General features: G+C 61.3%; 31 protein-coding genes and 2 pseudogenes. 4 read left to right on the top strand and 29 right to left on the bottom strand.

Features of this window, described 5'->3' with window-relative positions; genetic code table 11:
* Positions 1–3: 3 nt before the first annotated feature.
* The 20 genes from T5B8_RS18240 to T5B8_RS18145 all read right to left on the bottom strand — a co-directional run bounded on the left by T5B8_RS18240 (position 4) and on the right by T5B8_RS18145 (position 15,252).
* Positions 4–261 carry a hypothetical protein gene (locus T5B8_RS18240; RefSeq protein ID WP_006911960.1) on the bottom strand — a complete coding sequence of 86 codons (258 nt, stop codon included), beginning with the start codon at positions 259–261 and terminating at the stop codon, positions 4–6.
* Positions 262–400: 139 nt separating this feature from the next.
* On the bottom strand, positions 401–1,282 hold the full coding sequence (locus tag T5B8_RS18235; RefSeq protein ID WP_006911959.1) for a DMT family transporter: 882 nt from the start codon (positions 1,280–1,282) through the stop codon (positions 401–403).
* Between the two features lie 188 nt (positions 1,283–1,470).
* Positions 1,471–2,544, bottom strand: coding sequence for a phospholipase D-like domain-containing protein (locus T5B8_RS18230; protein WP_021031432.1), 1,074 nt, complete (start codon positions 2,542–2,544; stop codon positions 1,471–1,473).
* Between the two features lie 92 nt (positions 2,545–2,636).
* Complete coding sequence (locus T5B8_RS18225) at positions 2,637–2,834, bottom strand: YHS domain-containing protein (protein WP_021031433.1); 198 nt, start codon at positions 2,832–2,834, stop codon at positions 2,637–2,639.
* Between the two features lie 39 nt (positions 2,835–2,873).
* Positions 2,874–3,143, bottom strand: a complete 270-nt coding sequence (locus T5B8_RS18220; RefSeq protein WP_006911956.1) for a DUF5676 family membrane protein — start codon at positions 3,141–3,143, stop codon at positions 2,874–2,876.
* Between the two features lie 46 nt (positions 3,144–3,189).
* Complete coding sequence (locus T5B8_RS18215) at positions 3,190–3,378, bottom strand: DUF2933 domain-containing protein (RefSeq protein ID WP_353162058.1); 189 nt, start codon at positions 3,376–3,378, stop codon at positions 3,190–3,192.
* A 48-nt stretch (positions 3,379–3,426) separates the two neighbouring features.
* Entirely contained in the window at positions 3,427–4,032 is a 606-nt protein-coding gene (gene petA, locus T5B8_RS18210; protein ID WP_353162055.1) for a ubiquinol-cytochrome c reductase iron-sulfur subunit, read from the bottom strand.
* 33 nt (positions 4,033–4,065) lie between these two features.
* Positions 4,066–4,998 (bottom strand): DMT family transporter, encoded by a 933-nt coding sequence (locus tag T5B8_RS18205; protein ID WP_353162052.1) that lies wholly within the window; start codon positions 4,996–4,998, stop codon positions 4,066–4,068.
* Entirely contained in the window at positions 4,995–5,930 is a 936-nt protein-coding gene (locus tag T5B8_RS18200) for a cation diffusion facilitator family transporter (RefSeq protein ID WP_353162049.1), read from the bottom strand. Before T5B8_RS18200 ends, T5B8_RS18205 begins: the two co-directional genes overlap by 4 nt.
* Before the next feature lie 49 nt (positions 5,931–5,979).
* Positions 5,980–6,648 (bottom strand): methyltransferase family protein, encoded by a 669-nt coding sequence (locus T5B8_RS18195; RefSeq protein ID WP_353162046.1) that lies wholly within the window; start codon positions 6,646–6,648, stop codon positions 5,980–5,982.
* A gap of 143 nt (positions 6,649–6,791) precedes the next feature.
* Entirely contained in the window at positions 6,792–7,007 is a 216-nt protein-coding gene (locus T5B8_RS18190) for a GDCCVxC domain-containing (seleno)protein (protein ID WP_353162043.1), read from the bottom strand.
* 132 nt (positions 7,008–7,139) lie between these two features.
* Positions 7,140–7,337, bottom strand: coding sequence for a YHS domain-containing protein (locus T5B8_RS18185; RefSeq protein WP_353180780.1), 198 nt, complete (start codon positions 7,335–7,337; stop codon positions 7,140–7,142).
* Positions 7,338–7,475: 138 nt separating this feature from the next.
* Complete coding sequence (locus T5B8_RS18180; RefSeq protein ID WP_353162037.1) at positions 7,476–7,892, bottom strand: hypothetical protein; 417 nt, start codon at positions 7,890–7,892, stop codon at positions 7,476–7,478.
* 132 nt (positions 7,893–8,024) lie between these two features.
* Positions 8,025–8,471, bottom strand: a complete 447-nt coding sequence (locus T5B8_RS18175) for a MerR family transcriptional regulator (protein ID WP_353162034.1) — start codon at positions 8,469–8,471, stop codon at positions 8,025–8,027.
* A 189-nt stretch (positions 8,472–8,660) separates the two neighbouring features.
* A complete protein-coding gene (locus T5B8_RS18170) occupies positions 8,661–9,470 on the bottom strand; it encodes a copper resistance protein B (RefSeq protein ID WP_353180779.1) in 810 nt (269 codons plus the stop codon).
* On the bottom strand, positions 9,463–11,391 hold the full coding sequence (locus T5B8_RS18165; protein WP_353180778.1) for a copper resistance system multicopper oxidase: 1,929 nt from the start codon (positions 11,389–11,391) through the stop codon (positions 9,463–9,465). Before T5B8_RS18165 ends, T5B8_RS18170 begins: the two co-directional genes overlap by 8 nt.
* 52 nt (positions 11,392–11,443) lie before the next feature.
* Positions 11,444–12,103, bottom strand: a complete 660-nt coding sequence (locus T5B8_RS18160; protein WP_353180777.1) for a c-type cytochrome — start codon at positions 12,101–12,103, stop codon at positions 11,444–11,446.
* A gap of 764 nt (positions 12,104–12,867) precedes the next feature.
* Positions 12,868–13,494 carry a protein-disulfide reductase DsbD N-terminal domain-containing protein gene (locus T5B8_RS18155; protein WP_353180776.1) on the bottom strand — a complete coding sequence of 209 codons (627 nt, stop codon included), beginning with the start codon at positions 13,492–13,494 and terminating at the stop codon, positions 12,868–12,870.
* On the bottom strand, positions 13,481–14,668 hold the full coding sequence (locus tag T5B8_RS18150; RefSeq protein WP_353180775.1) for a protein-disulfide reductase DsbD family protein: 1,188 nt from the start codon (positions 14,666–14,668) through the stop codon (positions 13,481–13,483). Before T5B8_RS18150 ends, T5B8_RS18155 begins: the two co-directional genes overlap by 14 nt.
* Positions 14,665–15,252, bottom strand: coding sequence for a TVP38/TMEM64 family protein (locus T5B8_RS18145; protein ID WP_353180774.1), 588 nt, complete (start codon positions 15,250–15,252; stop codon positions 14,665–14,667). The genes T5B8_RS18150 and T5B8_RS18145 overlap by 4 nt, the downstream gene beginning before the upstream one ends.
* A gap of 68 nt (positions 15,253–15,320) precedes the next feature.
* Here T5B8_RS18145 and T5B8_RS18140 point away from each other — a divergent pair, with 68 nt between their 5' ends.
* Positions 15,321–15,524: a hypothetical protein gene (locus tag T5B8_RS18140; RefSeq protein ID WP_353180773.1), complete on the top strand. Its 204-nt coding sequence runs from the start codon at positions 15,321–15,323 to the stop codon at positions 15,522–15,524.
* Here the strand turns inward: T5B8_RS18140 and T5B8_RS18135 are convergent.
* The 9 genes and pseudogenes from T5B8_RS18135 to T5B8_RS18095 all read right to left on the bottom strand — a co-directional run bounded on the left by T5B8_RS18135 (position 15,521) and on the right by T5B8_RS18095 (position 21,786).
* Positions 15,521–16,156, bottom strand: coding sequence for a class I SAM-dependent methyltransferase (locus T5B8_RS18135; protein ID WP_353180772.1), 636 nt, complete (start codon positions 16,154–16,156; stop codon positions 15,521–15,523). The two genes, T5B8_RS18140 and T5B8_RS18135, sit on opposite strands and share 4 nt — an antisense overlap.
* A 142-nt stretch (positions 16,157–16,298) precedes the next feature.
* Positions 16,299–16,934 (bottom strand): peroxiredoxin, encoded by a 636-nt coding sequence (locus T5B8_RS18130; RefSeq protein WP_353180771.1) that lies wholly within the window; start codon positions 16,932–16,934, stop codon positions 16,299–16,301.
* 69 nt (positions 16,935–17,003) lie between these two features.
* Positions 17,004–17,294 (bottom strand): hypothetical protein, encoded by a 291-nt coding sequence (locus T5B8_RS18125; protein WP_353180770.1) that lies wholly within the window; start codon positions 17,292–17,294, stop codon positions 17,004–17,006.
* A gap of 3 nt (positions 17,295–17,297) precedes the next feature.
* Complete coding sequence (locus tag T5B8_RS18120; RefSeq protein WP_353180769.1) at positions 17,298–17,630, bottom strand: hypothetical protein; 333 nt, start codon at positions 17,628–17,630, stop codon at positions 17,298–17,300.
* A 31-nt stretch (positions 17,631–17,661) separates the two neighbouring features.
* The gene (locus T5B8_RS18115; RefSeq protein ID WP_353180768.1) at positions 17,662–18,102 is read right to left on the bottom strand and encodes a DUF411 domain-containing protein; all 441 of its coding nucleotides are present in this window, start codon (positions 18,100–18,102) and stop codon (positions 17,662–17,664) included.
* Positions 18,103–18,259: 157 nt separating this feature from the next.
* Positions 18,260–18,607 (bottom strand): hypothetical protein, encoded by a 348-nt coding sequence (locus T5B8_RS18110; RefSeq protein ID WP_348767932.1) that lies wholly within the window; start codon positions 18,605–18,607, stop codon positions 18,260–18,262.
* 77 nt (positions 18,608–18,684) lie between these two features.
* Positions 18,685–19,299: a class I SAM-dependent methyltransferase gene (locus T5B8_RS18105; protein WP_353180787.1), complete on the bottom strand. Its 615-nt coding sequence runs from the start codon at positions 19,297–19,299 to the stop codon at positions 18,685–18,687.
* Positions 19,300–19,317: 18 nt separating this feature from the next.
* Positions 19,318–20,598 (bottom strand): annotated as a pseudogene (locus tag T5B8_RS18100) (heavy metal translocating P-type ATPase); the annotation flags it as partial.
* Positions 20,599–20,656: 58 nt separating this feature from the next.
* Positions 20,657–21,786 (bottom strand): IS3 family transposase gene (locus T5B8_RS18095; protein WP_502950814.1). Its coding sequence is split into 2 segments (ribosomal slippage): positions 20,657–21,525 and positions 21,525–21,786, totalling 1,131 coding nucleotides; the frame shifts between segments, so codons are not numbered across the junction.
* 197 nt (positions 21,787–21,983) lie between these two features.
* Between T5B8_RS18095 and T5B8_RS18090 the strand changes: the two genes are divergently transcribed.
* From T5B8_RS18090 to T5B8_RS18080, 3 genes and pseudogenes are all read left to right on the top strand, one after another.
* On the top strand, positions 21,984–22,484 hold the full coding sequence (locus T5B8_RS18090) for a hypothetical protein (protein WP_353180766.1): 501 nt from the start codon (positions 21,984–21,986) through the stop codon (positions 22,482–22,484).
* Positions 22,481–22,747 (top strand): hypothetical protein, encoded by a 267-nt coding sequence (locus tag T5B8_RS18085; protein ID WP_353180765.1) that lies wholly within the window; start codon positions 22,481–22,483, stop codon positions 22,745–22,747. The genes T5B8_RS18090 and T5B8_RS18085 overlap by 4 nt, the downstream gene beginning before the upstream one ends.
* Positions 22,748–22,893: 146 nt before the next feature.
* A pseudogene (locus T5B8_RS18080) lies at positions 22,894–23,163 on the top strand (hypothetical protein); the annotation flags it as partial.

The raw sequence follows: 23,163 nt of genomic DNA, 5'->3' as shown, positions 1-23,163 counted from the left end.
GAGCTACTCATCGCGCGCCTGACCATTTCCACCGGTGGCGGTCGACTTCAAGGCCGGCCAGTCGGTAAAGGCGACGATATACAGCACCACCAGATTGACCAGCGGGACGAATATCAGCAGGCTGAGCCAGCCGGAAAAGCCGGCCTTGGAAAAGATCTTCCAGAACGGCGGCAGGATAATGGCGATCCAAAGCAGCATGAACAGCCAGTGACCGCCGAACCACATACCATAACCGCCGGACCACATCGTTTCGTGCATCATGATTCATTCCTCTTTGTTCGGACGCCATACAAGTGCCCGTCACTGCGGCATCCGGGGCCGTTCAAGGGGTGCTTGTCCTGACCCTGTGCCTGCATCAATGCCCGCCCACGGCATTGGAATGCGGCGTTTACTGTACCCATTATCGGGTCGGCGACGGCTTGGTCGCCACCAATTGAATCGCCAGTATGGTCACCCCGATACCAACAGCCTGAATCCAGCCGAACCGCTCGTCGAAGAACAGGCCGCCCAGTAGCAAGCCGAAGATCGGTGTCAGGAAGGTGAAGGTATTCAGCCGGTTGAGCGAGGCCTGCGTGAGCAGATAGTGCCAGAGCGCCGTCATGAGCGCGGTGCCAAACACGACGAGGCCGATTAGACTGGCTATAAACTGTGATGTCCAGGCGATGTGCCAGCTTGTGCCGACGGCTTGTGCACCTACTGCCAACGCCATCGCGCCGACGAGCAACTGCAGCCCGGTGACCATCAGCACGTCGGCGCGGCCCGTCAGCGCCTTGAGCAGGACATTGCCCATCGCGGTCCCTACGGCGCCAAGAATAATCCATACAAAAGCCTGTAGGTCAGCGACGGAATTGGGCCCCAAAAGGCTGGGCACGGACATCACCAGCACGCCGACAAACCCGAGCAACAGACCGATGCCGACACCTAAAGTCAGCCGCTCGGACAAAAAGATCGCGGCTAGCACGGCGGCAATCAAGGGCTGGGTGTTTGCGACAACCGTGGCCAAGCCCGGCGGTATTTTACCGCCCCCGATGAACATGCCACCGAGGCCGAGGCCGGTAAAAGTCAGGCCGGTGGCCACGATCAGTCCCAGATTGGCGACGCCGCTGGGCCAGGGACGGCCCAGTCCGACGGCCAGAACAATAACGAGTACCCCCGACAGCGCTGCACGCAGGGCCGCAAAGACCATTGGCGGGGCGTCGGTCAGGCCGACCTGGATAAGCGGAAAGCAGATCGCCCAGAGAAAGGTAACCAATACCGTAAGCACGACATTGCGGATCGCCATGGCTCAGACCGACGGGGACGGGCGAGATCTAGGTTCCGCTCGCGCCGGTTCGCGGAGCGCATGGGCGCACCAGGAAGGGCCGATGCACTCGTTCTCGTGCAGCCTGCACTGCGCCAAGCGGTGCTTATGAGACAGTATCGGCCGGAGCGTGCGACTGCGGCTGCAGGTCGGCACACACCAGGCGCAGGTCATAGCCACCGCCGGGCTGCCCAGGCCACGGGTGCCAAGACACGGGCCATCGTCCGCTGTCTTGGCCACGTGGTCGTGAATTCCTCGGCATCGGCCAGATCTGTCTCGAATTGCGTTGTCAACGCCGATGCGAGCGTGCGGTTGCGCGCGCACAGGTTGAGTTCGTGATTGACGAACAGACTACGATAATCGAGATTCGCGGTGCCTACGCTGACCCAGTCGCCGTCGATCGTCACCGTTTTGGCGTGCAACAGACGTGTGTGATAGCCAAACACCCGCACACCTCGACATTGCAAACGCGCATAGATGCGCCGCGCGATCCAGCGTATCGGGGCCACGTCGCTTTTCCTGGGGACCAGCAAACGGACCGACACCCCGCGTTCGGCCGCCTGTCCGAGGGCCTGCTGGGTCCATCCGTCGGGTACGAAGTAAGGGGTGGTCAGTTCGATATGGTGCTGTGCCGACGCGAACATGGCGGCGAAGACACAGCGCAGTCGGTGCGCGCAGTCAGCGGTTTTGTTCGGCAATACCACGGCGCTGGAAGAGTGCGCCTGCGGTAGCGCCCGCCAGAGGCAGCGTTGCCAGAGAGCCTCGAATGCAGCCTGTGCTTGCGTTGCCAGATCCCCGGTCATGGCGACATGGGTGTCTCGCCAGCGGCGTTCACCATAGTGTCGGCGCGAGTTCTCCCGGTGGATATTGAAGCCGCCGAGGAAGGCCTGGCGTCGATCCACGACCAGCAGCTTGCGGTGATTACGCTGGTTGTAGCGTAACGGGCGCGACCAGTGCCAGCGGTGGAACCAGCGTAACGTCACGCCGCTGTCCCGCAAAAAACGATCGAGGTCGCGCGAGGCCCAGAACAGCGAGCCGGCCGCGTCCAGATGCACGCGCACGTCGATGCCCGAGCGTGCGCGTTCGGCGAGGACGTCGGCAAGCGCGCGGCCGACCTCGTCATCGGCGAAGATATAGCTTTCCAGCACGACCTCGCGCTCGGCTGCGCGGATGGCCGCCTGCATGGCGGCATAGAGCGAATCGCCCTCGGTGAACAGGCCAAAAGACTCATCGCCCGGCCACAAGATTGGCTCGCAGCGGTCCCGGCGTGCCCGCGCGAACAGTTGTCCGGCGACAGACGTGCTCGAAGTGCCGGCTTGGTGACGCAGCCGAAAAGTCACCGCGTCTTCATTCCGTGTTGGCGATGACGCCGCACGTATTGCACGGGATTGAACTCGAACGCCTCGCGGCAGGCGCTCGAACAGAAATAATAGAACGTGCCCTGATACAGGTATTCCTCGACCGCGGCGGTGTAGCTGACTTTCATGCCGCAAACCGGATCCGTTCGGGTGCGTTCATTGGTTTGTCTTTTCATCGTCCATCTTCTCCGTTGCCACTATCTTCTTTGCCGAGATCACGACTCGCGAGCGTTGCCGAATCGGCGATTGAGGCCGTTGTAAATAGGGCAGAAGACGAGCCCGGCGTAGGCGCCGAATACGAAACTTTCTACCAGACCGAGCAGAAAGCCCCACCAGGTCAACCATTCGAACGCCGGTAGCACCTGCTCGAGAAATGCATGCATATGCAGGCTTTGCGGTGTTACGAGTCCGTAAATGACGCAGATGATGAAGCTTACGGCGCCAAACAGGGCCAGCGCCCAGCTCACCAGCTTGGTATTAAGCATGTTCCGTCTCTCCTAAGGCCATATCGAGGGCGAAGCCGCCGATTGTCTAATGTTTGTGATTCGAATGCTCATCGGCCGGGCCTTTCTGGTCCGCCGATCGGTCTTTGGTGCCGCTGTCTTTTCCGTGGCCGCCATGCCGGCCGTGGCCGCCGTGACAACCGTGCCCGAACAGGTGCATACCGATAAATAAACCGCCGAACAGTACCCAGAACCAGTTATCGATCAACCATTCCATGAAAGCTCTCCTGTTGCATAAAAATACGCGTGTTCTCCGATGTTTCGCTTATATCGTCGGGTTTTCTCCGATGATTACCGTGTCGCGCTGTGTATATCGATAGGGCGGTACCACCAGATTCAGGGGCGCCGGTACGCCCTTGAATACACGCCCGGCAAAGTCGAACTTGGAGCCATGGCACGGACAAAAATAACCCCCGGGCCATCGTGGATCGAACGGCGTCTCGCCGACTTCGGGGCGGAAGTTCGGTATGCACCCGAGATGGGTGCAGATGGCCACCACGACGAAAATGTCCGGACGAACGGAACGCACCGGGTTTTCGGCATATTCGGGCTGTTGGTCCGCTTGAGAATCCGGATCCAGCAGGCGCGACTCCAGCTCGCCACTGCGCAGTCGCTGTAGCATGTCGGGCGTGCGGCGCAGCACCCACACCGGCTTGCGCCGCCATGTCACCAGCACTTGCTGGCCCGGCGCGATCGCGCCGAGCGCGACCTCGACCGGCGCGCCGGCGGCCCGGGCACGGGCGCTGGGTTGCCACGAGCGCATAAAGGGAACGGCCACAGCGACTGCACCGGTGGCGCCGGTCACGGCCAGCGCCGTGCTCAGAAAACGCCTGCGAGCCGTGTCCTTTTGTGTTGTTCTGAAATCCGCCATTGGTTTGCCTCTCGAGCGCGTGCCGCTGCGTTGTTACGCCTGCGCTGCCTGTGTGTGGGCCTGACACGGGTGCACGGGCCGGTTCTTGTCTTCCTGCGACATCTCGCGCGTCAGCCAGAAGCCCGCACCCAGCAGGATTGCGCCGCCATAGACCATGCTCTGGCCCGGCACCTCGGCGAAGATCACGAAACCCAGGGTCGAAGCCACGACCGGCGACACGATGATGTCGACCAGGGCATAAACGTTGGCGTTGATCGTCTTCAACACGATCGAGATACCGAAATAGGCGAAACCCGTGGAGACAACGCCAAGCCCGAGCGTCCACAGCATCACCGGCAGGTCGATTCCGAGTGTCGGATAGCTAATCATCGCCGTAATCGCGCCGGGACCGGAGATCAACACAAAGGGCGAGAGCACGAGTGCGGCGACCAGCAGCGACCAGGCGATATCGTTGCCGGTTTCGCTCTTGCCCTCATAGCGCATGTAGGTGACCATCGCGGCATAGATGACCCCGGTGGCCAGGGCGACGAAATTGCCCAGCATGTGGCCACCGCCGAGCGGATTGGCGAGGGCGATACCGGCCATGGCAATGGCGAAAATCACGATATAGCTCTTCTTGGCCTTTTCGCCCAGAAACAACGCCGAGAAGATGAACACGAAAAACGGCGCGATGCTCCAGAAGATCACCGCGTTGGCAATCGGCACCAGCGACATGGCGTAGTTGAATACGCCGCCCTGGGCGGCGATCAGTACGCCGATCAGCGCCGTATCCTTGACGTTGCCCCTGGGAAACCGCGGCCATTCACCGCTCGCTATAGCGCGTGCGACGAACAGAAAGGCCGCCGCGCAGGCCATGGCATAAAACGTCAGCGTCTGGATCGGAATCCGCCCATCGGTGAGCTTGACGAACACGCCGATGGTCGCCTCGGAGACCGTGATCAATGCCAGTAGCAGCAGTGTCTTCATGGTTCTGTCCTGCTCGGTGCTGCGCGCGTCACGTCAATCGCGGTTGCGTCGGATTCGTCAAGACAAATCGCCTCGACTTGCAGGGTGGCGAAAAAGAAACCGTATTCTTCCTTGAGCATGCCGTGGGCGGCCTTCAATACGGCCTGTGGATCGGCGCCCTCGGCGACTCGCAAATGCCCGGAGAATACATAGCGCCCGCTCGTGAGCGCCCAGGCATGCACATGGTGGGCATTGGCAGCGCCCTCGAGTGTCTCCAGGGCCTCGATCACCTCGCTTAGGCTGATATCGCCGGGCGTGCCCTCCATCAACAGATGCGCGGCGTCGCGCAGAATGCCCCAGCTCGCCCAGAGCAGCACAAAGCCGAACGCGATGCCGAGCAGCGGGTCGATCAGCAGGAAGCCCGTGTATCGAATTACCAGGGCGGTGACGATGATCAGGATGCTGCCCACGAAGGTCTGGATGATATGCCACAGCGCGCCGCGAACGTTGAGATCGGTGCGGCTTTGCTTCCAGATCAGACCCAGCGAGACGAATTCGGTGAACAAGCCGCCGGCGGCCGCCCACAGCATGGGTGCGGTCGGCAGATCGACCGGTGCGGCCAGGCGCATCGCGCCCATGACGATCACGATCAACGCCATGCCGAGCAGAAAGCCGCCATTGACCAGCGCGCCGATAATCTCGGCCCGGTACCAACCGAAGCTGCGATCTTCATCGGCCGGACGATGCGCCAGCCGCGCGGCGACAATGGCTACCAACACACCGCCCACGGCCGAGAAGGTATGGAAGGCATCCGAAATTACCGCGATCGAACCGGTCCACAACCCGATTCCCATCTCGATAAAGAAATAGATGCCCGTCAGCCAGGCCGAGATTGCCATGCCGGGTCCGCTAGACGGCATGTGGCCCACGTGGCCGCTATGTCCCTGATTCATCATTTACTCCTGCGTTTGAGGCGTAATAAACGGCGCACGAAGATATGCGTCATGCGGCATCGTCGTCGTTACGATCGCGTGAGGCCGATGCGAGTCGGCGCCATTGGCCCCAGCGCGGGATAAACATCGGCACGCGGCGTTGATAGTCGCGATAGGCGTCGCCGAATTGGGCGAGCACCTGTTTTTCCTCGCGCCGCGCCAGCCAGGTGTAGACGAGCACAATCACCGGAAACAGGCCGACCGAGAACAGCGTGGGCCAGTGCACCACGCCTTCGCCGAACACGGCGAGAAATAGCCCGGTGTATTGGGGATGACGCACGAACGCATACAGTCCGTCGGTTACCAGCCGGTCTTCGTGTCGTGCCTTGTAGACCTGGCGCCAGCCCTGGATAAACAGGCCGATGCCGATAAAGACGAGCGCGTAGCCGAGCAGCATCGAGATCAACATGCCGGTTTCGCCCAGTCCGACCAGGCTTGACCAGAGGTTGGCGCTGGCGTAGCCGTTATCCAGACCGAAGAAGCGCACCAGCAAATAGACCGTGAGCGGAAAACCGTACATCTCGGCGTACAGTGCAATGATAAATGCCTGTACTACGCCCGCGCCGGCCCATTCGCGCCAGTTCTGCGGTGCGAAATAGCGATAGAAAAGCCAGGAGATCAGCACGATGACGATCAGTGCGATACCCCAGGCGCCCGCGTGGTTGAATGATTCATTCATGACTCGGCCTCCTGTAAGGCGATGCAGTCGAAAGGCCCATCGCCGGAGCCCGGTTGCCGGCGGAGCGGATAAAAATCTGTTCTGGAGGGCGCGAAGCGCCAGCGCCGGGCGAGTCAATTAAGATGCCGGCTTGGGCCCCATAGCTAGTACGCATGTGATTCATCCTGCTTGGGAGGGCACTTCACGCTGGCGTAGCTGCAGAACACGCAGCAATCTCCCGACCTGGGCTTGAGCAAGGTTTTACAGCGGACACACTCGTAAAAATATAAACAGGAATCGGTGGGCATGGTTTCCGTGCGCTGATGCCCGCAGATGGGGCAGGTAATGGTGGACTGACGCTGTATGGACTGCTCGGGCATATTTCTCGCCGTGGCTGAAAGAACAAGATTGACAACGGAGTTTCATAGAACGGTGCTCCTGCTGACAGTGGTAGATTGCTGACGAGCTAACGCGCGCCAATAGGATCCGTCGGGCCCTGGCATCCGGGTGGCCTATGACGGCCCGACCCCGTGTTGCCGATGCGGCCGGATGTAGCGAGCCGGCTCTACCTCGAACGCCTCCCGGCAGGCGCGGGAGCAGAAGTAATAGGTCTTGCCGCGTAAGGTGAATTCATCAGCGGCAGTGGTGTAGCTGACCTCCATGCCGCAGACCGGGTCTTGATGCGTAGGATGGGTTTTTTGTCGCTTCATATCGCCTCCTGATATGGGGATGTCGGGTTGGGTGAATAACGGGTATGGCCACTGTTGAGGTGGATTGCATCGCAACACTCGGTGGTCGAAGGAGGGGGCTTCCCCGGACACCGGGGCGTGCGATGCAATCCATGACGGTTAGTCCTGCGTCGGCTCTTGCTGGGCCTGCATTTGCTCCATCATCTGGCCCATCATTTCCTGCATCATGTCCATGCGCTTGTGCATCATCTGCTGGCGCTGTTCGATGGTCATGTTCTCGCCCATGCCGTTGGCGCCCATCATGCTGTGCATGCCGCCCATGGCCTTGTGCATCTGCTGCATGTGCTCTTGCATCAGGCGCTGACGTTCTTCCGAATCCTGGGTTTCGTGAATTTCCTGCATCGTCTGATGCATCTTCTGCATGCGCTCGTGCATGGCCCCTTTGTCCATGTCACCCATGCTTTGACCCATCTTCGAGCTCGTGGCCTGCTCGGCGTCGTGATGCCCCTGCTCGGCATAGGCCATGGGTAAGGCCAGTGCAAATGTCAGGGTCGTTGCGGTTACAAGTTTTTTCATTACGTATTTCCTTGTCGTCATATTGGTAAGACCAAGTGGCGGCTGGGTTGCCGGCCCGCCACATACCGGCATTGCGCGGCGCTAGGCACAACGGAACATTTCGTCAAGCGACCGACCCGAGCCTGGGTCCCTTCAAAGGCCGTTGCCGTCACGGCATACGTCCGTGTCGCGCTGGGTATGCTGTTTTGGCTCGTGGTTGAGGGTTTCGATAATGGGGCAGCCGGTGACCGGTCCGCGGCCTGAGCAACGGCGGGTGACGTCGTGCAACGTGACGCGCATGCGCTCGAGATCCGCCAGGCGGGTTTCGATTTCGTCCAGCTTGTCCTCGGCGATCGCCTTGATGTCGGCGCGCTCGCCGCCCGCCTGCAGCCGCAGTAGTGCCATGATCTCTTTCAGCGTGAATCCCAGCCGCTTGGCACGCCGGATGAAGCGCAGCCGCTGTTCTGCGTCGCGCGGGTAACGGCGATACCCGCTGTTCGCACGCGGCGGCTCGGGCATCAATCCGCGCCGCTCGTAATAGCGAATGGTTTCTACCCGGGTGTCTGCGGCGTTGGCAAGCTGTCCTATGGAATAGGTCATGTTTGTCATCCCTTGTCGTTTAGCCCACTCTAAAGGCGGTAGTTAGGTACGGAGTCAACAGGGGCGATGGGTGATTTTGTCGATCACGAGTGCGCAACCCGATTCGGATCGGCGCGCCCAACAGAATCGTCACGCAGGCCGGTATCGCCTCCGCGCGATACCGGCCTGGGATCTAGCGTTAATGACGTCTCAGTACCAGGCACGCAGCCCGATCACGAAAGCAGTCGACGAGGTCGGCTCGCCCTCGGCCCGTGCCATATCCTTGGTGTCACCGTAGGTCTGCTCCCAGCGCACGCCGATATAGGGCGCGAACTCGCGCCGAATTTCATAGCGCAGCCGCACACCCATTTCCGTATTGTTCAGCCCGCTGCCGATACCGTATTCGGGCACGTCCTGGGCGGCGGCGTTAAACTCGAGGCGCGGCTGCAGGATCAGCCGTTGGGTGAGCAGCAACTCGTACTCGAATTCGCCGCGCAAGCTCACGTCGCCGTCCTCGCTGACGAATAGCGCGGTATCCGTCTCGAACCAGTAGGGCGCCAGCCCCTGCAGGCCGAGTACCGCAAAACCGCGATCGGGATTCGGGTTGACGTCGTAGCGCAGCCCGGCCTGAACGTTCCAGAACGGGGTGACGGTGCGGCTATAGAGCGCCTGGAACTCGGTGTCTTCCGGCGAACCGCCGTGGATCGGGCCTTCACCCTCGCTTTTGAGCCAGAGCTTGTTCCAGTCGCCGCCGAACCAGGCCTGGGTGTCCCAGAGATAGTTGTCGGTACCGTCGGTGGCGCCGTATTCGAGCCGGTCGATGAGCAGCATTTTGTGAATCTGCTGGTCTGGCACCGGTTTGTTCCAATCCAGCGGCGCACCGCTGGCCGGATCGATCGGGCCGTCGGGTACGATCGAATCGAGCTCGGCCTTGCCCTCGGGCGCTGCATGAATCGGCAGGGCGGCGCCGAAAAGCAGCGTCGCGGCCCCCACGGCCGTTGTTATCGCCTGTTTAAACATTCTCGTCTCCCGATTGATCGCTCACGCGCACGACGCGAAACATGCCCATTTCCATGTGATAAAGCAGATGGCAGTGAAAGGCCCAGCGGCCCGGCTCGTCGGCGGTGATCAACAGCGACGCGCGCGAACCCGGCAGCACGTTGAGGGTGTGCTTGAACGGCAGGTGATCGCCCTGGCCGTTCTCCAGCTCCATGAACATGCCGTGCAGATGGATCGGGTGCTCCATCATCGTGTCGTTGACCAGCACCAGCCGGATGCGCTCGCCGTAGGGGAACTCGATAGGCGTGGAATTACCGTACTTCACGCCGTCGAACGACCACATATAGCGGTCCATATTGCCGGTCAGGTGGACCTCGACGGTTTTCGAGGGCTCGCGCCGGTCCTGCATGGCCGTGACGTTGCGCAACTGGTTATAGGTGAGCACGCGATGGTTGACGTCTTCGAGACCGGTACCGCGCTCGGCCAGGCGATCACGCTGGGCGTTGGCCACGTTGATATTGCCGGCGCCGTGCATATCTGGGCCGTGTTTGGCGATAACCGGGCCGTGTTTCTCCATCATAGCGCCGGTGCCCATGGTGCCGGCGTTCGGCCCCGTGCCATGGGCCATCTTTTTCATATCGTGACCCATGCCGGCCATGCCGGAATCCTTTTTGGGCGTGCCCATCTCTTGCATCGAGCCGTGATCCATGGACATCTTGTCGTGGCCCATCTTCATCTGACCCGGTTCGTGCGACATCGTCATGTCGCCCATGTCCATATCGGACATATCCATGCCCATATCGATCATGGTGCGCTGGGGCTGCTCGCGCAGAGCGGGCACCGGCGCGACCATGCCCATACGCGGCGCCAGCGTGCCGCGGGCATAGCCGCTGCGATCCATACTTTCGGCCATGATCGTATAGGCCTGCTCGGCTTTCGGTTCAACGATCACGTCGTAGGTTTCCGCCACGCCGATCTGGAACTCGTCGGTCTCGACCGGCTGAACTTCCTTGCCGTCGGCCGCCACGACGGTCATCGCGAGACCGGGGATACGGACATTGAAATAGGTCATCGCCGAGGCGTTGATCACCCGCAGGCGGACCCGCTCGCCGGGCGTGAACAACCCGGTCCAGTTGGCTTCGGGGTGCACGCCGTTCATCAGATAGCTGTAGGTGTAGCCGGTCACGTCCGCGATATCGCGCGGGCTCATGCGCATATCGCCCCAGGCCAGGCGATCCTTGAGTGTGGCCGCGACACCGGACTTGCGAAAATCCTCGGCGAGATCACCGAGCGTGCGCTCGCTGAAGTTGTAGTAGTCGCTGACTGCCTTGAGCTTGGCGATCACGCGATGCGGATCCTCGAACGTCCAGTCGTTGAGCATGAGCACGTATTCGCGGTCGGCGTTTATGCCGTCGTCGCCCGCGGGATGGATGACGATCGGGCCGGTCTGGCCGATCTGTTCCTGGATGCCGGTATGGCTGTGGTACCAGTAGGTGCCGGCCTGGCGAACCGGAAACTCGACGTCGAAGGTGGCGCCCGGGTCGATGCCGGGAAAAGTTACGCCCGGTACGCCGTCGAACTGGAAGGGCAGCAGGATGCCGTGCCAGTGGATCGAGGTGGACTCGTCGAGATGGTTGTGCACGCGCAGATGCGCGTTGCGACCTTCCCAGAGTTCGACGATCGGCCCCGGCGTGGAATGATTGAGGGTGATGGCCGAGGCATGACCGCCGGCGATATCGATCATTTCGCGCCGGACATGCACGTCCATCAGGACGTCGCGAGCGCCGCCGCCGGGCACGCGGGCCGCTGCGGTGTCGAGATGGCGTGCTGCGCCGCTGCGGGCATAGGCCGGCAGCAGGGCGTTGAAACCGGCCAGCAGGCCAGTGGCGCCCATGGCGCGCAGCAGCCGGCGTCGGTCGCTGTTATAGGTTCGATTAGGCATTGATCTACAGTGCTCCTGAATTTGTGTTGTGAAATGCGAGGGGTTTCGGCGCTTAGCCGTGGGCATGAGGGCGGCTACCCGAGTCGGAATGCGGCGCTGAGCCATCGCGGTGCCCAGGTGCTTGCTCGTCGCCATCGTTGTGGCCGTGGTCCTGGCCGTTGGCATCTTCGGCGGGATGACCGTCGCCCGACTCACCGTGATGACCGCCGGCGCCATGGCCGATGCCGCTGGCTTGTGCGGTCTGCAGCATCTGCCGATAATCGGCGGGCGTCATATCCGGCAACTGCGCGATAAAGGCGGTCATCGCCCATAGATCGTCGTCGCTGTGCGACGCGCCCCAGGCCGGCATGCCCGAGGCTTTAATGCCGTGCTTGATCACCCAGAAGATTTCACCCGGGCTTTTCTCACGCGCAGCATGGGTCAGCTCGGGCGGTTCGGGATACATGCCCTGCGCCGCTGCCGATGGCTGTGCGCCCGGCGGGGTATGACAGCTACTGCACATGGCGTCGAAGTTGACCGCGCCGGCCAGCAGCTGTTTTTCGGAGCCCAGCGGCGGGACGTCGATGCCGGATGCCTGCCGTTCAACCGAGCGATGGACCGTTTTCTGTAATGCCCAGCGCGTGATCGGCCAGTGGTCGCTGGTCGCCGCGACGTTATAGACACCGGAATAAATGACTCCGGCGGCTGCGCCGCCTACGATGAGCAAGCTCACGAGTAGGGTCGCTATGACAATTTTCCAAGTTCGCACAATGCGTCTCCGTGGGAACGGTGACGCAGCACGGCGCTCTAGGACTTTGCTGAGATAACCGCCAAGTGGCGACTTTCAACAATCTCCTAGTGAAACGCTATGCAAAAGCTGCAACCACCGTTCTGATTGATGTTCGGCGCATGCGTGATGCACCAAAAGCTTCAATTAGACGCGAATAGACGGCGGTCGATAGGGAGGGTGTTCGAACCCGGGTGCGACCGAAACAGACGCACGGCTCACCAAGTGCGCCGCAGGGGGAAACAGCGCATCAGTTCGGAAGCTGGTGTCGACTGCACTCGAGGAGCAATGGCCCATGAACGTGCAGCAGCACCGCTCATGGGATGGGGAGTCGCCATTACCCTGTACGTGCTTCGTCGCGTGCGAGTGCTCGCTGGCCGTCGCACCCGGGTTCGTAACAGCGGATGTTTCCGCGTTAGCGTGCTCGGAATCGTGCAGGCAAGATATCCCCGGAACGCCCGCCTGGGCGACCAAGGCTTGCAACAGCAAAATTAGAACCAAGAAGGCACGCATTCTTCTACTATATCAAAATGGACGAGGCTCGCAATGGCCGCCGGCTAAGTTTTGCTCGAGCAAAAAAGGTTTTTGTAAATCATCGAGGTTGGGTGGTTCTAAGGCGCGAGGCGCATGCATGCGAGGTCGGACATGTTCTCGTCTCTGCTTACATTAGCGACCGGAGACCTTAGAGTTTTTTGAAGCTTATATGCAGCTTAAGGTAGCGATGGGTTCGCGGTGCTCGGAATCGACGTAGAAAGCGTTGAGGGCGGAAGGCACAGCCCCGAGTCATTACAGGCTTGTACCACGGCCTCGACGGTGGGTATGTCGTTGTTGGCAACGTTATCCAGAGCTGCTATCAACTTAACCTTGCCCGAATACACCAGGATCGGGTCTTCAAGGCCGACGTCGAGTTCATCGCCCGGTGGGTATGCAAGCTCGGTCGATAACAGCACGCCGTTAGCAAATACCTTTATTTCGGTCGGTATAAGAAAGTCGAAAGAGGCGGGGTTGGCGTTGATATGCCACTCCGAAGCGATGTCCAGTTCTATTTGGATCGTATTGCCGTCGCGCGTTGCGTCGAGATCCACGTGGGCCGCGCTAAAACGTTGTGTTTGCGGCGGGGCGGAGTTCGAGGCTGTTGGTGACTCTGACGCGGTATAGAGGTCAACAACGTCCCACTTGCCATCCCGGTTATTACCGGTCGACTGGTCGGTCGTCGATTGCACTTCGGATTTCGTACTAGGCGCGGTCCATTGCGAGAAAAGAAAAAGGCCGCTGACCGTGACCGCGATGGTCGCTGGCAACAGCCAAGTGAGGACAAAACTCTTACGGGTCGACACGCGTCTGCTCTCCACTGGTTTCGATGGCTGTTTTCAAAGTGCCCACCGTAAATAGATCGGGTAGGCGTCGGTGCACGGTCCCGTCCGGCTTCAAGACCACGGCGAAGGGCAGGCCGGCGCCACCGAAGGATCGTAGGTAGGCATCAAGCGCAGCGTCCGGCCGCGTGAGATCGGCGCGTAGAACGCGCATCTGGGCTGCATCGACGGATTTCACAATCGTGGCGTCGGCGTAAACGGTTTGTTCCAGAACTTTGCAGTTAATACACCAATCCGCCGTGAACTCGACAAGCACCGGCGCGCCGGCAGTGCGGGCCTCGGCAAGCGCGCGCTCCGTTAGCGGCTGCCAAGGCAACGCGTGCTGTGCGCCGGCCCCACGATCAAAGCCGAGCGTGACGGCGCCGGCCACGCCAGCGACCAAGACGAGCGCCGGTACCAAACGCGCGCCGAATCCGGGGCCGACCACCAATGCGCGGATCAACCAGAAAGCCAGGGTCCCGAGCCAGGCGGTCCACAGCAGGGTGCCGACGCGTTCCGCGAGCACGGTCGTTGCAAAAAACGTCGCGCCGGCCAGGAGAATCAGGCCCATGACCTGCTGCACGCGGGATAGCCACGCGCCGCTGCGTGGTATGCGTGTCAGTAGTCCGGGTCGGGCCAGCAGAACGAGGTAGGGCAGGGCCAACCCGACGCCCACCGCCATGAACAGCGCGAAGATCGTGCTCGGCGCCTGCGTGAGCGCAAATGCCATGACGCCGCCCAGGAAAGGCCCGGTGCAGGGCGCGGACAAGACCGCGGCCAGAAAACCGGCCAAGTAGGGTTCGGCATAGCCGTTGCCCTGGACGCGGTAGACCCATTGGGGTGGTTGCACGCCGCGCCCCGCGAGACTGTAAACGCCGAGGCCGGCGAGCAGGAAAGCCAGTGCCGCGCGAAACCAGAACGCCTGGAACAGGGTGCCCCAGGTCCAGTTCAGCATGGCGGTCGCCAAAGCGAGCGCGCCGAAGAAGGTGAGCGTGCCGGCCAGCAGCGCGATCGCTGCCAAAAAGCGTTGTCGCTTACCGCTGCCCACCACACGCGCGATCGTGCGCAACTTGATGGGCAACGCGGGTAGCACACACGGCGTGAGATTGAGCAGCACGCCGGCGAACAGCGCCAGCAGAAGATTCGTCCAGATCGTCATCGCGTGGCGTTTTGGCGGCGGCGATCCCGCGCCCTGGAATGGTCGTGCTCGCGGTTTCGCTCATGCGCGCCCCGCGATCGGATGACGCGCGCCGCGCCGAACAGGATCAGCACGGCAACCCCCGCCAGAATCCAGATATAGACCGGCAGGTGCAGCGCCTGACTGCCGAGCAGTACGCTCAGTACGGTTAGCGGCAAAATACCCACGCCGGTGGTCCAGACGAACGTCCACCGTGGCACGCCGGCGAGTCCCGCGGCGTAATTGACCAGATTGAAGGACATGATCGGTATCAGGCGCGCGGTCAGCAGTGTCGAAATACTGCTATCACTCACGAATGCATCCAACCGCGCCTGGTAACGCAGCGGAACCAAGCGCGTCCGCGTGGCCGGGCCCAGGGCCCGTGCGATCTCGTAACTCAGTATTGCGCCGATCATTGCGCCCGCCCAGGTGAGCAGTACACCCAGCCAGGAGCCGAAGACGACGCCATTGGCGATTGCGATCACCTCGGCCGGGAACGGCACGAACGAATGAGCCGTCATCAGGCCGATGGACGCGGCAGGCGCCCAGGGGGCCAGCGCGCTCAAGGAGCGTGCGCAAACCGTCACTACTAAAGTCGACAGCAAACAGGCTGTATTCGACCAAGCACCAGATGATGACGATATCGATCCAGAGCAGTGCTGTGGTTAGCACCACAGCCGCTATCAGCCACCCGCGGCGCGCGGTGCGTAGCAATGTGCGCAAGACCACGGCCAACAACACGAGGCCCAGTGCGGCCAACGCCAGGCAGACGAACAGCAAATCTGCGTTCATCGCCATCGGGCTTCTCGCCGATCTTGTCGTTTCGGTAGAAAATTAAGCTTGAACATGGGTACCACGGGCGGTCATGAGCCCCCAGAGCCAGTTGATTTTGTAGGTTTCGACCTGCACGGCGGCGTAGCCGCTTTCTTTGAGCATTCGAGCGCACTCATGCGTTCGATAGGTCCATGCGTGCGCATGAGCGCGCAGCCGTTGATAGCGCTCGAACAGCCGGCACATCAGATAATCGCCACACCAGTCGGTGAGCACGAGCTGGCCGCCGGGGCGCAGCACGCGCCGCATTTCGATCAAGGCGTCGAGCGGCCGCGCGACGTAGTGAAACATGCTGCAGGAAACGACGAGGTCGAACTGCGCGTCGGCAAATGGGATCTGCTCTGCCCATCCCTCATGAAGTGCTATATCAGACGGGAGTTTGCGGCGCGCGACCTTGAGCATGGCGGGTACCGGATCCACGCCCACGAACCGAGTTGCGGGATGAACGGCCGCAAGACGATAAAGCAGGGCGCCCGTTCCGCAGCCCACATCGAGTAATCGATCCTCCTCGCCCAGCGGCAAACGCGCGATCGTCTCCTGCATCGTCGCCTCGATATAGAACGACCACTTCCGATCATAGCGGCCCGCAATCCGAGCGTATTCCGCGACAACCTCTTGGTACGGCGCTTGGGTTTGCATGTCGGAAACAAGCCTGTGGTTGGATGGCCGACGTCATGCATCGATCGGATCCATGCCCAGCGCGGACGGCTCATGACGTGATCGCCGGTAACGCCCCAGATACAACAACGCGCCTGTATCCGGGGCAGCACACTCTCGGTCGTTACTTGTTCGGCTGCTGGGTTATGCGCAGATAGGGCTTGAGCTCGTTCCAGCCGGCGGGGAACAGCTTCTCGGCCTCCTCGTTGGACAGCGCGGGCGATACGATCACATCGTCGCCGTCCTGCCAGTTGGCCGGCGTGGTGACCTTGTAATTGTCGGTCAGCTGCAGCGAATCGATCACCCGCAGAATTTCGTCGAAATTGCGCCCGGCACTCTTTGGATAAGTGAGCGTCATCCGGATTTTCTTGTTGGAATCGATGATGAACACGCTGCGCACCGTCGACGTGTCGCCGGCGTTCGGGTGGATCATGTCGTAGAGTTCCGCGACCTTGTGGTCGGAATCGCCGATGATCGGGAAGTTCACGGACTGGCCTTGGGTTTCCTCGATATCAGCCGACCAGCGTTTGTGATCATCCACCGAATCCACCGAAACCACGATGGCCTGCACGTTGCGCTGGGCGAACCTTTCCTTGAGGCCGCCAACTGCGCCCAACTCCGTGGTGCACACCGGTGTGAAATCAGCCGGATGCGACATCAACATGCCCCAGCCGTCGCCGAGCCATTCGTGGAAATCGATGCGGCCTTCGGTGGTGTCGGCCGTGAAATTCGGGGCGGTATCGCCTAGACGTAGGCTCATTTCTATACTCCTGTTCGATGAAGAAAATGCCGGCGGCCTCAATTCCGGTGGCCGCCGGCGCGGTTGTGTCTAACCCTTGTCGGTCGAACCGTCCGGGCCGTTCATATTCTCCATCTTGCTCTGCATCATCTTGTTGCAGGTTTCCATCATGTCGTTCATCTGACCCATCATTTTCATCATGGGCATGTTGCCATCGCCCCTCATGCCCATGCCGTGGCCCTTGCCCTCCTGGCCTTGCATCATGTGGCCCATGTTGCCCTCGGATGCCGGCTTGGGGTCGTCGCCTTGCGTTGCGGCGAATACGGCGGGCCCACCCGCGATCAGGGCAGCGGCGATGATCGTTTTTACTGTTGTACGCATGTTCTAGTCCTCGTTGGATTGGGCAGAAAGTGCGCTCGACTGCGCTGTCTGCTGTGAATAACGGGTTTGAGTGTTTGGTTCCTGCCGGGCCGTTGTATCGTCAGTGGCCTTCGGCCGCATGCTCCACATCATCCAACCCATCATGATCATGCAGGGCAGAGTGAACAGCAGCGGGACGGCCCCGATGGCCACGACCCAGTTCCAGTTGAATACGAGCCCGACCGCCGCGGCGGCAACGCCGCCCACAAGCACGCTGCGCGGCTCGAGCCAGCGCCGGGCTGAAGGAGCCGAGTCGGACGACGAAGTCGATGCTTCGGAATTACAGCTTTTCATCATTGATACCCTCGGTAATTGCCTGAATAAAGGCTCAATACGTCGTGTAAACGTCGCCATTCAGCGTTTTGATGACGAACGGTTCGCTTTTATTGCCGGGCATGCCCGGCGAGCCGCTCGGCATGCCGGGTAGCGCGATACCCCGGATATCGGGTTCCTCGCGCAGCAGCTTGGCAACGACCGGTTCAGGCACGTGACCGACGACGACGTAGTCGCCGATGAGGGTGGTATGACAGGACGACAACGCCGGTTCGATGCCGTGCTTTTCGTTGAGAGCCGCCATATCGTCGGTGTCGAGCACGTCGACGTCGTACCCCTTGCCATTGAGGTAGTCGGCGTACTGCTCACAGCACATGCAGCCGGGGTTGTGGTAAAGGCGGGCCTGTACCGGTGCCGCGATAGCCGCGCCGGTCGAGACAAACAGAAAGAGCATGAGCGTCAGCCGCGCCATGGTCGCATTGCGTAGTTGGGTCATGGGAAGAACTCCACGTGATCTAGGGATGCCCGGAAAGCCGTTTAGCGCGCCCATGCGACGTAATGGTTGGTGTCGCATGACAGGCCAGCACAGACCGCAGGAGCGCGGCATGTGTAAGCTCAGCCGGAGTTTGTGACGCGCTCAGGCGTCAGTCAGATCAAGCGTGGATAGCTCGCGGGGGAAAAGGGTCGGGCCCCTCGAGTTGGCGGCCCAAATGCGTTTCGATATGAAACGTGGGTACCGCGGGCGGCTGGGGCGTGATCCCGGCCGTATTATGCGCAACATCAGCCATCATGCCGCAGATGGCCACTGCGCAAGTCGAAGTCGCCGCGGTGGAATGCTGCGACTTCGCGGTGTCGGCCTGACACAACGTGCAATCGCTTGCCGTAGCCTCGGCCGGCATTGTCCACGCCATGACCGCTGGACTGGCCAGCACGCTGGTGAACACCAGCATCGAGATCAGCGCGTGGAGCACGGTGGACTTCATAATTTCAATATAGGCCACAAATCTGCCGTAAACAACACCCGGAGTGGGGTACGGGGCCGTTATTTTTTCAGACAACCGGGTGAATAATGCGGCGTCTACTTCGGAACGGCCCGGCCTTCGTACATATAGGTCATGGGCGTCGGACCTTTCATGTAGCCGGTTTCGAGGTGTGTACAGTCAAAGCCGGCTTGTGCGATCAATCCCTGGATCGGGCGATCCAGGTGACAGCCGCCGCTGACCTTCGACCAGAAAGGCGTCAGGCGGCGCTGCCATTCGGCCACAGTTGCATCCGGGCCCAAGCCGTGTTCGACAAACAGAAGTTGGCCGCCGGGCTTGAGCACGCGGCGCATTTCTGCCAGCGCCCGATCCGCATGCGGGATGCTGCACAGCGTCCAGGTCGTCACGATCGTATCGAGGCTCTTGTCATCAAATGGAATGGCTTCTGCCGAGCCCTCGATCAGCGCAACCGGCCGGGCGGAGTGCTCCGCCGCGCGCCGCGCGATGCGAACCAATTGTAGTGACGGCTCCAAGCCGTGAATGCCGCGGACATGCGGCCCGTAAAACGGCAGGTTGAGGCCGGACCCGATGCCGATTTCCAGGACTTCGCCCTGCGCGCCGGATAACACACGCCGTCGATAGGGCGCCAAGTGGCGATTACGCATGGCCATATGACAAAGCCGTGGTAACACTACGTCGTTATAGAAGCCCATCATTAAGCTCGCTCGTCGCTACTCGCCCACACTCGCCACCGCATCGAAAAACATCGCCGGCCGCTGCCACAGCGAGTTGACGACTATGGTGGTCACGCTGGCGGCCATAGCCACCATCGCCCACACCGGATAGATCAGACCGGTGGCGGCCAGCGGGATGCCAATGCCGTTGAACAAAAAAGCCAGGCCGACGTTCTGCAACATCTTGCGATAGCCCCAGCGGCTGATCTCCCATGCCGTGATGACCGCGCCGAGCTGGCCGTTGAGGATGATGATATCGGCGCTATCGATGGCGATATCGGTGCCGGAGCCCATGGCGATGCCGATATCGGCCTGCATCAGCGCCGGCGCATCGTTGATGCCATCACCAACCATGGCGAGACGCGCGTCGCGCTGCATAGCACGCAGGCGCTCGGCCTTCTGATCAGGGAGCACGCCGGCATACACGTCGTCGATGCCCGCGCGCTGGGCGATATGGCGGGCGGTGCGTTCGTTGTCGCCGGTGAGCATCGCGGTACGAATGCCCAGGTCGTGCAGTCGGGCTATGGTAGCAGCGGTGTCGGGGCGCAGAGCATCGCCAAGCGCGATCGCGCCAAGCAAGCGATCGCCGCGCGCCACGACAATCACCGTGTGGCCCTGTTGTTCGGCGGTATCGATGCGTTCCTGCAAGGCGTCCAATGCCACGCCGGCGGCGCTCAGAAACGCCGGACTGCCGACCCGCACGGTCTCGCCGTCGATCTGCGCGGTCACGCCGCGGCCAGACTCGGCCTGAAAGTCGGCAATCTCGGGGAAATCCAGTCCGCGTTCCAGTGCCGCTTCGACCACCGCGCGGCCCAGCGGATGCTCCGAGGCCGCTTCCACGGCGGCGGCAACCGCCAGCAGCGTGTCGTCGTCGTGATCGTCGACGTTATGAATATCACGCACCGCCGGCCGGCCTTCGGTGAGTGTGCCGGTCTTGTCGAAAACCACAGCGTCGATCTTGCGCAGTGCCTGGAAGGCTTCGCCGGTGCGCATCAGCACACCCTTATCGGCCGCCTCACCGGCACCGCGCACGATCGACAGCGGCGCGGAGATGCCGACCGCGCAGGGGTAGCCCATTACCAGTACGGTCAGCGCGGCGAACACCGCGCGCTGAAACTCGGGATCGGCGCCGAAGGCGAGCGGCCCGAGGGCCCATCCCAGAAAAGCGAGCGTGGAAATCGCGAGCACCGTTGGCGTATAGACCTGCAGTACCCGATCGACGATATGCAGCAAGCCGGGCTTGAGCGCGCGGGCGTCTTCGACGCTGGATATCACCTTGAGCTGGACCCCATGCATTGGACAGTCCGCAGCGATTTCTAAGTGATGACCTGCCGGGTTAAGCCGCCTGCGGTAGCGGCTGTGTGTCGAAGTAGACCTGATCGGGCGTAGCCCGATCAAGGCCCTGATGATGGCGCTTGGCGTTGTAGAACGCGAAGTAATCGGCCAAGTCCGCTTTGGCGTCGCGCCCGCTGTCATAGACTTTCAAATAGACCTCCTCATACTTCACGCTGCGCCAGAGCCGCTCGATGAAAACGTTATCCATCCAGCGCCCGCGGCCATCCATACTGATCGTGATCGCGTGGTCTTCGAGCACGCCGGTGAACGCGCGACCCGTGAACTGGCTGCCCTGATCCGTGTTGAGGATCTCGGGTCGCCCATAGCGTGCGATCGCACGCTGCAGGGCATCCACGCAGAACGCGTCATCGAGCGTGTTCGACACCTGCCAGGCCAGTACCTTGCGCGAGTACCAGTCCATGACGGCGACGAGGTATAAAAAACCGCGCGCCATGGGCAAGTACGTGATATCGCTGGCCCAGACCTGGTTGGGCCGATCGATCGTCAGACCCCGCAGGCGATACGGATAAATCCGATGCCCAGGCGCCGGGCGTGACAGGCGCGGTTTTGGATACAGCGCGGTGATACCCATGACTCGCATCAAGCGCTGTATGCGCTTGCGATTGACCGTCAGGCCCTTTTTGTCGGCCAGTGCATCAGCGATGCGTCGGCTGCCGAGAAACGGGCGCTCAAGATGCAGCGCATCGATACGCTGCATCAGCCTGTGATCGGTATCCGATACCGGCTGACGCCGATAGTAGACCGTCGATCGAGCGACACCGAGCGCCGCGCACTGGCGGGTTATCGGCAGGTCGTGGTCGTGATCGATCATGGCCCGCCGCGCTTCGGGTCGAAGCGCGCGAGCCCGCGCTCCAAAAAATCGTTCTCCATCGACAGCTCGCCGATCTTGGCATGCAGCGAGTCGATCTGGGCTTGGTTATCCGAGGCCGATGATCCCTTGTCGAATGTCTCGGTCGCGCCTTCGACCAGCTGGCGTTTCCACTGTGTAATCTGGTTCGCATGCACGTCGAACTGCTGGGCCAGTTCGGCGAGCGTTCGATCGCCTTGTACGGCGGCCAGCGCCACCTTGGCCTTGAAGGCCGGTGAGTGATTACGGCGTTTGCGTCGCATACTTGCTCCTTGGCCGGGTGCGGCCATTGTGGAGCAGATCATCACTTAGTGCTCTGTCCGAATTCTGGGATCCAGTTCAAACGTTGGGCTTGGCTACGTACCGGCCCGGCGCGCACCCGCGTCGGAAATCGTGTCTTCTATAGTTGCGCCGCTGTCGAAAAGTGGCTTGAGCTGCAGACCGAAGGCGAGGCGGTGAAATGAACTATCACCGAAGAAGCCCCGCGACCGACGGCCATTGCCGTGAGTTGCTGATCGATACCCAACGTCATCAGCACACCGATGCCCGGAATATGCAGACCTTCATGGGTGAGCGCATGAAGCGCTTTCAGCGCGGCGCCCCTCTTTGCGGGCTGGCATCCATGATCGACGATATCGAGCAGGGCGTACGCTTGCTCATACGCGCAGGCGGGAGCACGAGGGCCGCTTTGCGCATCAAAAGCGGAGCAGCGGTACCGGCAGTGATGGACTTCGGTAACTCGCTGCCTATAGCCGCGGCCGCGCGCCAACGGCGGGCGAAGCCTGGCGCCAACGTCTACGACGACGGCAATCGGCTAATCGATGCCAATCTGGGCCGCGCGGCAGCGTCAGCCTCGGCAGGCGCAATCGACGCCGGGCCGGCCTTACGCGCCTTCAAATTGGATAGGTTCGGTACAGCCCTTAGCGGCCAGGCGACTAACGCCAGCGGGGTGGCGATATGAGCTACCCAGAATTCACGCTATTCCAATTTCATCGCGATGGTCATGGCAGCCGGCGTGATCGGGATGCGCTTCCTCGAATACTCGTTACGGGGTTCAGCGGCGATTACATGCGATTCCACCTCGCTGGCGATGCTTGGGTGAGAGATGCCCATGTATTCGATGCCGCGGCGGACGACGAGCTGATCGCCGGCTTAGCGCCTGAGGACGCCATGAAGCTGGGTATCGAGTACGAGCGGGTACGTCAGCGGGCGCAAGCTTTATGAGCCGACGAAAGGCCCGAACCGAGGCGCACGTGAGGCTGTACCGCCACGAGCTGAATTGCGACGCGTACCGGAGCTTATCGCCGGAAGCACGGGCGCTTCTCATCGAGTTCCGTGCGTTATATAACGGCCGAGATAACCGCATATACATGAGCGTGCGCGAGATGATGCGGCGGTTAAACGGTACCAGCCAAAGGCGCGCTACACGGGCACGCGATGAACTGCTGGCCCACGGGTTTATCCGCATGCTGACGTGCGGCTCGTTCGAGCGTAAGTCTCGGCGCGCAACCGAATACATGCTGACCAATGAGCCACTGGACAACAATCACCCGGCCCCCAAGGACTTCATGCGGTGGCAGCCCAAAAAAAATGGTTCATCGCACATTACCGGGAAAGGCGTCTCGTATCTTGAGGAAGAA

The organism is Salinisphaera sp. T5B8 (assembly GCF_040361255.1).
Lineage (GTDB): Bacteria > Pseudomonadota > Gammaproteobacteria > Nevskiales > Salinisphaeraceae > Salinisphaera.
Note: the sequence above shows the minus strand (reverse complement) of the source record. Positions and strands in the feature narration are given on the sequence as shown.

Excerpts from the sequence above, each read along its gene's own strand:
- T5B8_RS18115 (WP_353180768.1), bottom strand. The coding sequence starts at position 18,102 with ATGACCCAACTACGCAATGCGACCATGGCGCGGCTGACGCTCATGCTC.
- T5B8_RS18190 (WP_353162043.1), bottom strand. The coding sequence starts at position 7,007 with ATGCCCGAGCAGTCCATACAGCGTCAGTCCACCATTACCTGCCCCATC.
- T5B8_RS18235 (WP_006911959.1), bottom strand. The coding sequence starts at position 1,282 with ATGGCGATCCGCAATGTCGTGCTTACGGTATTGGTTACCTTTCTCTGG.
- T5B8_RS18205 (WP_353162052.1), bottom strand. The coding sequence starts at position 4,998 with ATGAAGACACTGCTGCTACTGGCATTGATCACGGTCTCCGAGGCGACC.
- T5B8_RS18180 (WP_353162037.1), bottom strand. The coding sequence starts at position 7,892 with ATGAAAAAACTTGTAACCGCAACGACCCTGACATTTGCACTGGCCTTA.
- T5B8_RS18200 (WP_353162049.1), bottom strand. The coding sequence starts at position 5,930 with ATGAATCAGGGACATAGCGGCCACGTGGGCCACATGCCGTCTAGCGGA.
- T5B8_RS18085 (WP_353180765.1), top strand. The coding sequence starts at position 22,481 with ATGAGCTACCCAGAATTCACGCTATTCCAATTTCATCGCGATGGTCAT.
- T5B8_RS18135 (WP_353180772.1), bottom strand. The coding sequence starts at position 16,156 with ATGCAAACCCAAGCGCCGTACCAAGAGGTTGTCGCGGAATACGCTCGG.
- T5B8_RS18090 (WP_353180766.1), top strand. The coding sequence starts at position 21,984 with ATGAACTATCACCGAAGAAGCCCCGCGACCGACGGCCATTGCCGTGAG.
- T5B8_RS18150 (WP_353180775.1), bottom strand. The coding sequence starts at position 14,668 with ATGACGATCTGGACGAATCTTCTGCTGGCGCTGTTCGCCGGCGTGCTG.
- T5B8_RS18130 (WP_353180771.1), bottom strand. The coding sequence starts at position 16,934 with ATGAGCCTACGTCTAGGCGATACCGCCCCGAATTTCACGGCCGACACC.
- T5B8_RS18195 (WP_353162046.1), bottom strand. The coding sequence starts at position 6,648 with ATGAATGAATCATTCAACCACGCGGGCGCCTGGGGTATCGCACTGATC.
- T5B8_RS18240 (WP_006911960.1), bottom strand. The coding sequence starts at position 261 with ATGATGCACGAAACGATGTGGTCCGGCGGTTATGGTATGTGGTTCGGC.
- T5B8_RS18175 (WP_353162034.1), bottom strand. The coding sequence starts at position 8,471 with ATGACCTATTCCATAGGACAGCTTGCCAACGCCGCAGACACCCGGGTA.
- T5B8_RS18220 (WP_006911956.1), bottom strand. The coding sequence starts at position 3,143 with ATGCTTAATACCAAGCTGGTGAGCTGGGCGCTGGCCCTGTTTGGCGCC.
- T5B8_RS18165 (WP_353180778.1), bottom strand. The coding sequence starts at position 11,391 with ATGCCTAATCGAACCTATAACAGCGACCGACGCCGGCTGCTGCGCGCC.
- T5B8_RS18125 (WP_353180770.1), bottom strand. The coding sequence starts at position 17,294 with ATGCGTACAACAGTAAAAACGATCATCGCCGCTGCCCTGATCGCGGGT.
- T5B8_RS18215 (WP_353162058.1), bottom strand. The coding sequence starts at position 3,378 with ATGGAATGGTTGATCGATAACTGGTTCTGGGTACTGTTCGGCGGTTTA.
- T5B8_RS18170 (WP_353180779.1), bottom strand. The coding sequence starts at position 9,470 with ATGTTTAAACAGGCGATAACAACGGCCGTGGGGGCCGCGACGCTGCTT.
- T5B8_RS18225 (WP_021031433.1), bottom strand. The coding sequence starts at position 2,834 with ATGAAAAGACAAACCAATGAACGCACCCGAACGGATCCGGTTTGCGGC.
- T5B8_RS18105 (WP_353180787.1), bottom strand. The coding sequence starts at position 19,299 with ATGGGCTTCTATAACGACGTAGTGTTACCACGGCTTTGTCATATGGCC.
- petA (WP_353162055.1), bottom strand. The coding sequence starts at position 4,032 with ATGGCGGATTTCAGAACAACACAAAAGGACACGGCTCGCAGGCGTTTT.
- T5B8_RS18120 (WP_353180769.1), bottom strand. The coding sequence starts at position 17,630 with ATGATGAAAAGCTGTAATTCCGAAGCATCGACTTCGTCGTCCGACTCG.
- T5B8_RS18185 (WP_353180780.1), bottom strand. The coding sequence starts at position 7,337 with ATGAAGCGACAAAAAACCCATCCTACGCATCAAGACCCGGTCTGCGGC.
- T5B8_RS18140 (WP_353180773.1), top strand. The coding sequence starts at position 15,321 with ATGACGATATCGATCCAGAGCAGTGCTGTGGTTAGCACCACAGCCGCT.